Below are 13,909 nucleotides of genomic sequence, written 5' to 3' on the forward strand. Positions count from 1 at the left end.
CCCTCGAACACACCATCACCCAAGCATTCACCGACATACTCCACACCAACACCATCGGACTCGACGACTCCTTCTTCACCCTCGGCGGCGACAGCATCATGTCGATCCAGTTGGTCAATCGAGCCAGGGCGGCGGGTGTGGTGTTCACCCCGCGCGACGTGTTCGACCGCAAGACGGTCGCCGGGCTGGCCGAGGTCGCCGTCCGCGGCGGCACCGCGGCGACCGCGCTCGCGGCCGAACTGCCCGGCGGAGGCGTGGGGCCGGTGCCGGTCACGCCGATCGTCCGGTGGCTGCTCGAGCAGGCCGGGTCTGGGTTCGGCCGCTTCTCGCAGGCGGTGTTGCTCGGACTGCCGCCGGGGATCGACCGGCAGCAGCTGGTGGGCACGGTGCAGGCGGTACTCGATCGGCACGACATGCTGCGCGCGCGGCTGCGCCCGACCGACGACGGAAGTTGGGCGTGGGAAGCCTTGCCCGCCGGGGCGATTCGAGCCGAGGACGTCATCCGTCGGGTGGCGATGCCGGAAGCCCCGGGAAGCGCCGAGTTCCGTGCTTCTGTGGCGGCGGAGTTGGACGCCGCCGCGGACCGGCTCGATCCGGGCGCCGGGGTCGTGCTGCAGGTGGTCTGGTTCGACCCGGTAGCCACGACGGAGCCGGGCCGGGCGCTGGTGGTGGCGCACCATACGGCCGTCGACGGAGTGTCCTGGCGGGTGCTGGTGCCGGATCTCGCGATCGCGTGGGCGCGGATCGAGTCCGGCGAACCACCCGAGCTGGCCCCGGTCGGGACGTCCATGCGCAGGTGGGCCCACGGGCTGGTCGAATCGGCCGGAAGCGCCGAGCGGCGCGCCGAATTCGGATTCTGGAAAGCGATGGCCGCCGGAGACGATCCGGTGATCGGATCCCGCCCCCTCGACCCCGCGATCGATGTGGCCGCCACTGCCCGCACGGTCGAGATCGATGTTCCCCCCGAGGTGACCGAGGCGTTGTTGACCACCGTGCCCGCGGCATTCCACGGCGAGGTGAGCGACGGGCTGCTGGCCGCGCTGGCGGTTGCGGTGACGAAGTGGCGGCGCGAGCGCGACACGGTAGCGTCCGGCGATCTCGCGGACGTCGTGATCGGTTTGGAAGGGCACGGCCGCGAGGAGCGCGCGGTCCCCGGCTCGGATCTGGCCCGGACGGTCGGCTGGTTCACCACGAGTTTCCCGATGCGCCTCGACCTGTCCGGCATCGATGTCGACGACGCGACCGCGGGCGGGCCCGCGCTGGGGGCAGCGGTCAAGTCGGTGAAGGAACAGTTGCGCAAGGTCCCGGACCACGGGATCGGCTACGGCTTGCTGCGGTATCTCAACACCGATACCGGACCGGAACTCGAGAGCATGCCGACACCGCAGATCGGATTCAACTACCTCGGCCGCGTCGCCACGAAGGTGCCCGGAGGAGCGCCGTCGGCCGGATGGCTACCGGTGGACGACGGCGGGGACCTCTCGGGCGCCGAGTTCACCGGTGCGCTCGATCCGGACCTGCCGATGTCGGCGGTGCTCGACATCAACGCCCTCGTCCTGGACGACGGCGACCGGCGGCGGCTGCGGGCGAAGTGGTCGTATCCGGCCGGGGTGCTCACCGCCGACCAAGTGCACGAGGTGGCGGAGTCGTGGCGCCGGGTACTGACCGCGTTGGCGGCATACAGCCGCCGCGCCGGGACCGGCGGACGGACGCCGTCGGATCTGGACCTCGTCGATCTCACCCAGTCCGATATCGAGCGGCTCGAGACCGGATATCCGGCGCTGAGCGATGTCTGGCCGTTGACTCCGTTGCAGGAGGGATTGCTGTTCCATGCGGTGTTCGCCGAGGAGTCGGTGGACGCCTATGTGGTCCAGCTGGTCCTCGAACTGGGTGGGCGAGTCGATGCGCAGCGGCTGCGCCGAGCCGGGCAGGCGCTGCTGAACCGGCATGCGAATCTGCGCGCGGCGTTCGTCACCGACACCGGGCCGGTGCAGGTGGTCGACGAAGACGTCCAGGCGCCATGGACGGAGCTGGACCTGTCCGGGCTGGACGACGGGGAACGGGATCGAGAGTGGACTCGGTTGATGGCCGAGGACCGCGCGACCCGGTTCGACCCGTCGCGCGCCCCACTGCTGCGCTGGATGCTGGTCACCATCGGGCCGGAGCGCTTCCGGCTGGTGCTGACCAACCATCACCTGCTGCTGGACGGCTGGTCGATGCCGCTGCTCCTGAGGGAGTTGCTGGTGCTCTACGCCACCGACTGCGACGACGCGATGCTCCCTCGTGTCCGGCCCTATCGGGACTTCTTGGCATGGCTGGCGCGGCAGGACCCGACCGCTTCGCTCGACGCCTGGGCCCGTGCGTTCGACGGCGCCGACGAGCCGACTCTGATGGCTCCGTCCGACCCCCGCCGCCGCTACACCGAATCACGAGATGTCCTCGGCGAATTGACCGAGGAACAGACCGCGGACTTGACGAACCTGGCACGGACACGCGGAGTCACCCTCAACACCGTGGTCCAGACGGCCTGGGCGATTGTGTTGGGCGCCTTGACATCCCGGACGGATGTCACCTTCGGCACCACTGTCTCCGGACGGCCTCCGCAACTTTCGGACGTCGAATCGATGATCGGGCTGTTCGTCAACACGCTGCCGGTGCGTGTCCGGCTCGACCGCACCGAGAGTTTGGGGCAGCTGCTCGACCGGATCCAGGCCGAACAAGCCGCGCTGCTCGATCACCACTACGTGGGCCTGACCGACATCGAACGGGTGGCCGGGCCGGGAGCGGTGTTCGACACGATGACGGTGTTCGAGTCCTATCCGGTCGATCGTGGCGGGCTCACCGCGGACACCGACATCGCGGGCATGCGGCTGCTCGATGTGAGCGGCACCGACGCGGCGCACTATCCGATCGGCGTTGTCGCCCAGGTCGACACGCGATTGCGTCTCCACATCAAGTACCTGCCCGACCTCTTCGACCACGACATGATGGACGCGACGCTGCGTCGAGTTCTGCGCGTGCTGGGCGCGGTCGCCACCGACCCGGATCTACCACTGTCCCGGCTGGATCTGCTGTCCTCCGCGGAATACCGCGAGTTGGCGCCCGTGTCGGGTCGTCCGACGGTGTCGGCGCAGGTCTTGCCGGATCTGCTGGCCGCGGCGGTGGCGAACGATCCGGGAGCGGTCGCGGCGGTGTGCGGCGATCGCCGGTGGACTTACGGCGAACTGGACGCGGAGTCGAATCGCCTGGCACGCATGCTGATCGGCCTGGGAGCGGGCCCGGAGACGAGCGTCGCGGTCGGATTGCCGCGGTCGGTCGAGTCGGTGCTGGCGGTCTGGGCCGTGGCGAAGTCCGGGGCGGCGTTCGCGCCGATGGATCCCGAGTATCCGGCCGGCCGCATCGCGTACATGCTCACCGATTCGGGTGTGGCGGTGGGGATCACGCTGTCGCGATGGCGGGATCGTTTCCCCGGATCGGTGCGATGGCTGGCGCTCGACGAACCGGCGGTCGAAGCGCGGCTGGCGGGATTCCCGGCAGCGCCGGTGCGCGACGAGGAGCGAACACGGCCGGTGCGGCCCGACCACGCGGCGTACGTGATCTACACGTCCGGGTCGACGGGAGAGCCGAAAGGCGTGGTGGTGTCGCACAAGGGGCTGGCGAATCTGGTGGACGATCAATGCACGCGTTTGGGTGTCGGGCCGGGCACGCGGGTGCTGCACGCCGCGTCTCCGAGTTTCGACGCGGCGGTACTCGAATACCTCTGGGCGTTCGCGACGGGCGGGCAACTGGTGATCGCGCCGCCGACTGTCTACGGCGGGGACGAGCTGGCGCAAATCTTGGCGCGGGAGCGGGTTTCGCACGCGGCGCTGACGCCGACGGCCTTGGCGACGGTCGATCCGGCCGGGCTCGGAGGCCTCGGGACGGTCGTGATCGGCGGCGAGGAGCCCCCACCGGAGTTGGTGTCGCGGTGGGCGCCGGGCCGCAGATTGTTCAACACCTACGGTCCTGCCGAGGCCACGATCCAGACCGACGCCGGGCGCCCGCTGGTGGCGGGTGAGGCCGTGACGACCGGCAGCCCGATCCGCGGGGTACAGGAGATCGTGCTCGACACCTGGTTGCGGCCGGTACCGGTCGGAGTCGTCGGCGAGTTGTATCTGGCGGGTCCCGCTTTGGCGCGCGGCTATCGCAACCGGTTGGGCACGACCGCGTCTCGGTTCGTCGCCAATCCGTTCGCGGGGCCGGGGCAGCGCATGTACCGGACCGGTGACCTGGTGCGGTGGCTGCGGTCGCCGACCGGACATCTGACGCTCGACTACATGGGCCGGACGGATTCTCAGGTGAAGATCCGTGGTTTCCGCATCGAGCTGGGTGAGGTCGAATCGGCGCTACTGGCGTACGCGGGTGTGGCGCACGCGGTGGCGGCCGTGCGCCGAGGCGCGGTCACCGGCGACCGGTTGATCGGGTACGTGGTTCCCGAGTCCGGCGCCGATCTCGACACGGACGCGGTCCGCGAGTTCGCCGCGGACCGGTTGGCCTCGCACATGGTGCCCGCGACCGTCGTGGTGATCGACGCGCTACCGATGACGGCCAACGGCAAGCTGGACCGCACCGCTCTGCCCGAGCCCGACTTCACCCCTCGTGCCGGATCCCGGCCACCGGCCACCGAGCTCGAGACGACGCTGGCCGAACTGTTCGCGGAGGTGCTCGGACTCGACGAGGTCGGCGCGGACGATTCGTTCTTCGCCATGGGCGGCGACAGCATCATGGCGATTCAGCTGGTCGCGCGCGCCAAGGCGGCGGATCTGCTGTTCTCCGCGCGCGACGTATTCGAGCACGGAACGGTCGCCGAACTGGCCCGGGTCGCCGTGCGCGACAGCACCGAGGCCGCCGCCCTGCCCGCCGAACTGCCCGGCGGAGGCGTGGGACAGATACCGCTGACGCCGATCATGTGCTGGATGTTCGAACGCGGTGGCTTCGACCGTTTCAGCCAGTGGGCGATGCTCACGCTGCCTGCCGGTATCGACAGCGCCGGAATCGGCGCCACCGTCCAAGCGGTGCTCGAACGCCACGACATGCTGCGGGCGCGGCTACGCCCGGACCCCGCGCACGCGTCCGGCTGGGCGCTGCACGTATCGCCGACCGCCGCACCCGCCGCGGGGCTGATCCGGCGCGTGCCGGTAACCGCGGCGCCGGACAGCAGCGACTTCGCCGCGATCGCCGACGCCGAGGCGAACGCCGCGGCCGAGCGCCTCGACCCCGCGGCAGGTGTCGTGCTGCAACTGGTCTGGTTCGAGTGGGCGCGACAGCCGGGACGGCTGCTGATCGTCGCGCATCACCTGGTCGTCGACGGCGTTTCGTGGCGCATCCTGGTTCCGGACCTCGCGATCGCGTGGGCGCAGATCAGCGCGGGGCAACCGCCGCGGCTCGCGCCTGTCGGTACCTCGATGCGACGCTGGGCGCATGCCCTGAACACCGCCGCCGCGCGCCGGGACGAACTCGAGTGGTGGCGCACCACACTCGACGCCGCGGACCCGCCGATCGGCGCACGCCCCATCGACCCCGCGGTGGACGTGCAGGCCACCGTCGCGACCGTCGAGGTGAAGCTGCCCATCGCGGCGACCCGCGCGGTGCTCACCACGCTGCCGGAGGCCTTCCGCGGCAACGTGGACGACGCGCTGATCGCGGGGCTCGCTCTGGCGCTGACCCGATGGCGGCGCGAGCACGGCGACACCGCGCCGGAAACGCTGCTCACCCTCGAAAGCCACGGCCGCCACGACACGGTGCTCCCGCACGCCGACCTCTCGCGCACCATCGGATGGTTCACCACCACCTATCCGGTGCGACTCGACTTGTCCGGCATCGACATAGATGACGCGTTCGCCGCCGGACCCGCCGCCGGGGCTGTCGTCAAATCGGTGAAGGAGCGTTTGCGGCAGGTTCCCGATCACGGGATCGGCTACGGACTGCTGCGATACCTCGACGCCGATACCGCCCGCATCCTGCGTGCGCTGCCCGCGCCGCAGGTGAGCTTCAACTATATGGGCAGGTACGACACCATTCCGGCAGCGTTGCGCGAGGCCGGGTGGATGCCCGCCGGAGGCGGCGGCGTTCAGAACCCCGACGCGGCCGCCGCATCCGTGCTGGGAGTCAACGCGGTCGTCACCGACACCCCGGAAGGGCCGGCTCTCACCGCCGCCTGGGACTATCCGACCGGTCTGTTGACCTCCGACGAGGTCACCGGCCTCGCGGAACTGTGGCGCGACGCGGTGACCGCGTTGGCCGACTATGCGTCCCGGCCCGGCGCCGGCGGGCTCACCCCCTCCGACCTCGATCTCCTCGATCTGAGCCAGGACACGATCGACCGGCTGGAGCGCCTGCACCCGGCCCTGGACGACATCTGGCCGCTCACGCCGCTGCAGACCGGGTTGCTGTTCCACGCTCAGCTCGCGGACGGCGCCCTCGACGCCTACATCGTGCAACTCTGCATGGAACTCGGCGGGCACGTCGACGCCGAGCGGCTGCGCCGCGCCGCGCAGGCGCTCGTCGGACGGCACCCCAACCTGCGGACCGCGTTCGTGCGCGACGGCGCGGGTGAAGCGGTCCAGGTCGTGCATAAGCACGTCGACGTGCCGTTCACCCTCATCGACTTGGCCGAGCACGACGATCCCGCCGCCACGCTGGATCAGCTCATGGCCGCCGACCGGCGCGCCAGCTTCGACGTGACCACGGCGCCGCTGCTGCGAATGACGTTGGTGCGCACCGACCCCGACCGATACCGGCTGGTGTGGAGCATGCATCACATCCTCATCGACGGCTGGTCCACGCCACTGCTCATCCGGGAGCTGCTGACCCTCTACGCCTGCGACGACGACGCCACGGCGCCCGCTCCGGGCCGTCCCTTCCGTGACTACCTGACGTGGCTGCACGCCCAAGACCGGAACGCGGCGGAAACCGCGTGGACGCGGGCACTCGACGGCGTGTCGGAGCCGACGCTGCTGGCGATCGCGGACCGCGGCCGCAGGCACATCACCGACACGCGCGACGTACAAGTTCAGCTCGGCGAAGACCGCACCTCGGCGCTGGTCGCCACCGCCCACCGACAGGAGGTCACGCTCAACACCCTCGTTCAGGCCGCCTGGGGAATCGTGCTGGCCAACGCGACCGGCCGCGACGACGTGGTGTTCGGCACCACCGTCTCCGGGCGCCCGCCCCAGATCTCCGGCATCGAATCGATGATCGGGCTGTTCATCAACACGGTGCCGGTGCGGGTCCGGCTGGACCACCGCGAAACCCTCGCCCAACTGGTGCGGCGAATCCGGACCGAACAAGCCGCGCTGCTCGACCATCACCACCTGGGCCTGGCCCAGATCCAGCAGATCGCCGGTCCTGGCGCGATGTTCGACACCGTGACGGCCTTCGAGTCCTACCCGATCGACTCGACCGGGTTGTCCGAAGACACCGACATCGCGGGAATGCGTGTCCTGGGCGTGCACGGACGCGATGCCGCGCACTACCCGCTCGGCCTGATCGTGCACCAGGACAATAGATTGCACCTGACCTTCAAATACTTGCCCGACCTGCTGACCCGACAGCAGATCGACGCCATCGCCGACCGCGTGCTGCGCGTGCTCGACACCGTCGCGGACCACATCGACCTGCCGCTGACCCGGCTACAGCTGCTGTCGCAGGCCGAGCAGGCCGCGCTGGTGCCCGTTCGCGGGCCACACGGGGCGGTGATGTCGGTGCTGCCGCGGGTGCTGACCGCCGCGATGGAACCGGAGACCGAAGCGGTGGTCTGCGACGGCGCACGACTGTCCTACCGCGAACTCGACGAAACCTCGAACCGGTGGGCGCGGGTGTTGATCGACACCGGGATAGGACCGGAATCGTTCGTAGCCATAGCGCTACCTCGCTCCATCGACGCCATGATCGCCGTGTGGGCGGTCGCCAAGACCGGCGGCGCGTTCGTCCAGGTGGAACCCAGCCATCCGCGCGAACGCAGCACGACCATCCTGACGGATTCCGGTGCCACGGTCGGGCTTACTCGCGAGCCCTACCGAAATCAGTTGCCGGACACCATCGAATGGCTGACCGTCGACAGCCCCTCCTTCGCCGCGACGTCGGCAGAAGTGTCCTCCGCGGCGATCAGCGATGCCGACCGAACAGCCCCACTACGACCGCAGCACCCGGCCTACCTGGTCTACACCTCCGGCTCCACCGGAACCCCGAAGGGCGTCGTGGTCACACATACCGGGATAGCGAACCTGGCCGCGGATACGCGGCAACGGTTCGGCATCACTCCGTCCTCTCGGATACTGGCTGTCGCCTCGCCGAGCTTCGATGTCTCGATCCTCGAATGGATCAGCGCCGTCTGCGGCGGGGCCACGCTGATCCTCGCCCCCACACCGGTCGGCGCCGGGCTGTCCGAGCTGGTCCGGGCGGAACACGTCACCCATGCCGCGCTCACCCCGACGATGCTCGCCGCGATGAATCCCGACGGACTCGAAACCCTGGTCATCGGCGGTGAGCCGTGTCCGCCGGAGCTGGCGGCGCGGTGGACGCCGGGCCGCACGGTGCTAATCAGCTACGGGGCCACCGAGACCACGGTCGTGAGCTGCGCAGGCACTCCGCTGTCCACCACCGTCGACGGCCCGATCGCCATCGGCGGCCCGATCCGCGGATTCACCGCCGTCGTACTCGATCGCAAGCTCCGCCCCGTTCCGTTCGGAGTGGTCGGCGAACTCTATCTGTCCGGACCGGGCCTCGCCCGCGGCTACCACAAGCAACCCGCGACCACCGCGAGCCGATTCGTCCCCGCCCCGTACGGGCGGCCCGGGACGCGGATGTATCGCACGGGCGACCTGGTGGCGTGGACCGCCGACCGAAGACTGCAATACAAGGGCCGCAGCGACCTGCAGTTGAAGGTCCAGGGCAACCGCGTCGAACCCGGCGAGGTCGAATCCGCGCTGAGCGGCTATCCCGACATCGCCTATGCCGCGGTCACCGTGCACACCCGCCCCGACGGCACCGGCCAGCTCACCGGCTACGTCGTACCGACGCCGCACACCACACCCGACACCGGCGCCATGACCACCTACCTCGCAACCCGCCTGCCCACCCACATGATCCCCACCGCCATCGTCGTCCTCGACCGGATCCCGCTCACCAGCACCGGCAAATTCGACTACAAAGCTCTGCCCGCGCCGGACCGCCCCCCGTTCCGCGCGCCGTCCACACCGCTGGAGGCCACCGTGTGCGCGGCGTTCGCGCGAACGCTCCAGCTCGAGCGTGCCGGTTGCGACGATGGCTTCTTCGCCCTCGGCGGCAACTCGCTCGCCGCGACCCAACTGGTGGCGCGGTTGGAGGAGTCCACCGGGGTGCCCGTGCCGATTCAGTGGATCTTCAGCGACCCGACACCGCAATCGCTGGCCCGCCGCATCGAGGCCCGGCTGAGCGGCTTCGAGGAACCCGACCCCCACGACGCGCTCGCCGTCCTGCTCCCCCTGCGCGCGACCGGTGCGGAGCCGCCACTGTTCTGCGTCCACCCGGCCGTCGGTTTGGCTTGGGGCTTCAGTGGACTCGTGCAGCACCTCGGTGCGGAGCGGCCCGTTCACGGGCTGCAATCCCCGGCGCTGACCGACCCCACCGCGCGGTTCGACACGCTCGACCAACTCGCCGCCCGCTACGTGCGGGAGATCCGGTCGGTCCAGCCGCACGGCCCCTATCACTTGCTCGGCTACTCATTGGGCGGCACCATCGCGCACGCGATCGCCGTGCGACTGCGCCGCGAGGGCGAACCCGTCGCCACCCTGGCGATGATGGACACGCGCGTAGTCGACGCGGGCAGCGCACAAGCTCCCCTCCCCACCCTCAGGGACCTGCTCACCGAGTTCGGCGGCGTGGCCGGTTTCCGAATTCCGGCCGACTTCACCGTCGAGGCCGCGACCGACTTGCTGCACCGGCAGGGCGGTCTCTTCACCGCCCTCACGCCCGAACATCTGGCGGTTCTGTATGGCGACTACACCCGGCTCATCGACCTCACCCGGGATCATCGACCGGCACTCTTCGACGGTGATCTGCTCTACTTCAGCGCCGCCAACGGCCACCCGGACGACGGCCCCTCTCCATCTCTCGCGTGGCAGGAGTACCTCACCGGCAGCATCTTCGAACACCGTGTTGCCGTCCCGCACGAAAGGATGACCGACCCTGAGGCGCTACATGCCATCGGATCAACCCTGACCGAGCATTTCCGCCGCACCCCCGTCCCCTCACCGGAGCCTCCGATCTCAGCAAGGACCAGCCGATGATGAACACCGACCCCATAGTCGGGACACGCTCCGGCGTCCAGCCGGTCAACCTCTTCGCTCCCGACGCGGAAACAGGCCTCGCCGACCAACCCCGGTTCGCCGAACTCCGTCGGTGGACCCGCGAATACCTGTGCCATTCCCACCCGGATCTCGGCCGGCCCGGTCCTGTCTGCCCCTACACCAGCCACGCCATCACGCACAGGTACCTGTGGGCCGCCTACTTCGATGGGCACGACATCGATATCGGGCGCATCACCGCGATCGCCGACGATCTGTACGACCTTTTCCCGGCCCTGCCACCGCGGGAGGCGCCCGAGTCGCTGTTCAAAGCCGTTCTCGCGGTCTTTCCCGACCTCACCGACTACCCCTCGATCGACGCGGTGCAACGACAACAGAAAACCAAATTCGTCGACAAAGGTCTGATGATCGGGCAGTTCTATCCGGGCTGCACCTACCCCGGACTGCACAATCCGGCGTTCCCGGCGCTCGACGCGCCCCTGCCCATCCTCGCGGTACGCCACATGGCCCCTACCGACTATCCGTTCCTCGTCGCGCGCCACGAATGGATCGACACCTACCTCAGGCTCTTCGCCCCTACCATTCCCGGATTCGTCGCCACGGCCATGTCCGTCAGACTCGAACAGGCGATCGACGCCCAGAAAGACATTTCGTGAGTCGGTGGTGTGGGCGGTGCGGACCCGGTGACCACCGCCGAGCCGGTCCCGGCGACCGGCTGGACAGCGCTCAGTCCGCCACCAGTTCCACCGGGACCGCGAAGACGTCGACCATGGCTCCGTTGCGCAGCACGGTGACCGGCAGTTGCACGCCGATCGACTCGGCGAACAGCTGCCGCTGAATCCCCTGCGCGTCACGCACTTGCGACCGCGCCACGCTCAGCACCAGATCGCCGCGGCGCAGCCCGGCCAGCTCGGCGGGGCCGCCACGGACCACCTCCACGATGCGCACCCCGGCGGCCTGCCCGGTGCGCGCGGCGACCGGCTCGGGCAGGGGCGCTGGCACACCGACCAAGCCGAGGTATGCGCGCCGGACGCGCCCCTCGGTGTGCAGCGTGCCGATGATCCGGCGCGTCGTCGCGTTGATCGGGATGGCGAGGCCGAGCCCGATGCCCGCGACCGCGGTGTTGACGCCGACCACCCGGCCGGCCGAGTCCGACAGCGCGCCACCGGAATTTCCGGGGTTGAGCGCGGCGTCGGTCTGGATCACGTCCTCGATCACGCGGCCGGCGCGGCGGGATGCCACCGGAACCGCGCGCCCGAGCGCGCTCACCACGCCTGCGGTGACCGAACCCGCCAGGCCGAGCGGACTTCCGACCGCCACCACCAGCTGGCCGACCACCAACTGGTCGGCATCTCCGAGCGGCACCGCGTCCGGCGCGCCGCCGCGTGCGCGCAACACCGCGAGATCCGATAGGGGATCCACCCCGACGACGTGGAAGCGGGATTCCACCCCGTCGGCGAAGACCACCTCACCCTCGCGGGCCGCGCCGACGACGTGCGCGTTCGTCAACAGGAACCCGTCGTCGGTGAAGACCACCGCCGATCCGCTCCCCCGCCTGGTCCGCACGCTGGCCACGTGCGGCGTCACCGACGCCGCCACCGCGATCACCGTGCGGGAGTAGGCATCCATCGCGGCGTTGTCCACGCCGACCACCACCCTGTTCGCCGGAATTGCACTACTGCGTCCAGGATGCCCTCGCGCCGCGGACGACGCACGGTGTTCGCCGCAGGCGCAACCTGGGCCGCGGGTGCGCCGGGCGTGTCGCCGGGATACGGATCGCAGGTCCGGCACCGGGCGCTACGCCGTGGGCACCCGGTCGAGGAAACCGTGCACACTCGTGATCCGATCGTCGGCTCCGAGGGAGATCACGTCCGAACCCGCGACCGGGGCGCTGCCGTCGGTCGCGGAGACCAGCTCCCAGGAGAAGCGGGCGATGTCGTGGTGACCGTCGACCGCGCCGAGGCGACGGAACTCGAACCCGGGGAACTGCGCCTGCACGCCCCCGATGGCCGCCGCCAGCTGGGCGTGCCCGCGCACCTCCGCGAGCGGATCGGTGTACGCGCCGTCCTCGACCCACGCGGCCGCCACCGCCGCGGCCCTGGCGTCCTCGTCGGTGGCGTTCCACGCGGCGAAGTACCGATCGACCGCTTCCTCGTAGCGCGACATAATGAATCCTCCTGTGCGGTAATGATTTTCGGCAACCGTTCGGGTCTTCCGATCGGCTGTCTCCAACCTTGCCGCGCCGCGCGCCCAGAGTCGATTACGCGCGAGGTAATGATCGCCGGATAAGCGCGCGCCCGAGGGCTCAGCGCAGTAGGCCCCGCTTCTCGAGATAGGCCGATGGAATCACCGCCGCCGCCAGAGCCAGCAGCACGGTGATCAAAAGGCTCAGCTGCCAGGGCAATTCGGCGATGTCGAGCAGACCTGCGGCGTAGCAGCCGACGACCAGAACGGGCGGCAGGACGACCGCGGTGGTGACGGTGAACACCTTGACGATCTCGCTCTGCCGCACGTTCAGGCAGATCGTCACGGATTGCTGCAAGAAGCGGACGTTGTCGTACGCCGAGCCCGCATACTGCCCCACCCCGTCGATGTCGGCGAGCAGGATGCCGATCGCCTCGTCGAGTTCCGCCTTCGCCGACGACGTGTCGGCCATCAGATGCCGCGCGGCGCGGGCCAGCTGCCGCTGGGTCTCCTGAGTGCGCGAGACGACGCGTTCGGTCGCGTTCATCCGCGACATCACGCCGCGCAGGTCGGCGAGCTCGATCTCGCGCCGGTCCCGGCCCGTGATCGTCCGCTCGATCTCGTCGCGCAACGCCTCCATGGCGTCACCCGCATGATGTAGCACCCGCTCCGACGCCTCGTTCAGTGCCCACAGCAGCGCGTACATCACGCCGTGCGCGGAGCCGGCGAGCGCCGGGTCGCGCCGCATCTTCGCGACCGCTTTGTCGAAGGGGACGAAATGCTCGGACGGCTGCAGCGTCACGAGGAATTCACCGCCAAGGGCGAAGACGATCGTCTCCTGTTCGATGTTCTCGCCACGCTGGAATCCGGCCGTCACCGGAAAGTAGCGAAAGCTGTCGGTCTCCAGGACCTGATCGCGTGCGGACGTGAAGTCGATGCCGAGCCGTTCCCGCAGCACCGCCGCGGTGTCGGCGTCGTCGGCGGCGAGCGGAATCCAATGCTGCTGGAGCACTTCGGTATCGAAGTGGTCGGCGGTCACGGCACTGAGAAAGGTCGTCATCGACTACCACTGCCCGCGGAAGGAGCGCACCGCGGATCCGGCCTGCTGTCGCCGTTCCGGATCTGTTGTGCGAGGCGATGTTTCGGCCTTCTCTGGCAATGTGGCCATAGTGGATGCTCCAATACTTGCTATCGTGCGGGGCTGGCGCACTCCTCCGGTACCGAGGACGCACGCAGGGGCGAGCAGCGACGTGATCGGGCGGCGCCGCGGGTCGGGGGCCACGTATCGGCCGAACCCGGACGCGCCGCTCTTACGCGCCGGAGAGATGACGAAGGTTGCGGTCCGTACCGTGTCGGCCGATAGGCGCCGTTGCCCGGCGGGCGATCACGCACGCGGATCA

General features: G+C 69.6%; 5 protein-coding genes. 2 read left to right on the forward strand and 3 right to left on the reverse strand.

Features of this window, described 5'->3' with window-relative positions; genetic code table 11:
- Positions 1-14 precede the first annotated feature (14 nt).
- Complete coding sequence (locus ABZW96_RS27125; protein WP_355078543.1) at positions 15-10,307, forward strand: amino acid adenylation domain-containing protein; 10,293 nt, start codon at positions 15-17, stop codon at positions 10,305-10,307.
- The gene (locus ABZW96_RS27130; protein WP_355078453.1) at positions 10,304-10,981 is read left to right on the forward strand and encodes a DUF6875 domain-containing protein; all 678 of its coding nucleotides are present in this window, start codon (positions 10,304-10,306) and stop codon (positions 10,979-10,981) included. The genes ABZW96_RS27125 and ABZW96_RS27130 overlap by 4 nt, the downstream gene beginning before the upstream one ends.
- 70 nt (positions 10,982-11,051) lie before the next feature.
- Here the strand turns inward: ABZW96_RS27130 and ABZW96_RS27135 are convergent, their stop codons facing one another.
- The 3 genes from ABZW96_RS27135 to ABZW96_RS27145 form a co-directional block, all read right to left on the reverse strand.
- Entirely contained in the window at positions 11,052-11,954 is a 903-nt protein-coding gene (locus ABZW96_RS27135) for a trypsin-like peptidase domain-containing protein (protein WP_355078544.1), read from the reverse strand.
- A gap of 168 nt (positions 11,955-12,122) precedes the next feature.
- On the reverse strand, positions 12,123-12,491 hold the full coding sequence (locus ABZW96_RS27140; protein WP_355078454.1) for a nuclear transport factor 2 family protein: 369 nt from the start codon (positions 12,489-12,491) through the stop codon (positions 12,123-12,125).
- A 139-nt stretch (positions 12,492-12,630) separates the two neighbouring features.
- Complete coding sequence (locus tag ABZW96_RS27145) at positions 12,631-13,569, reverse strand: CorA family divalent cation transporter (protein WP_355078455.1); 939 nt, start codon at positions 13,567-13,569, stop codon at positions 12,631-12,633.
- Positions 13,570-13,909 lie beyond the last annotated feature (340 nt).

Source organism: Nocardia sp. NPDC004168 (genome assembly GCF_040610355.1).
Lineage (GTDB): Bacteria > Actinomycetota > Actinomycetes > Mycobacteriales > Mycobacteriaceae > Nocardia > Nocardia sichangensis.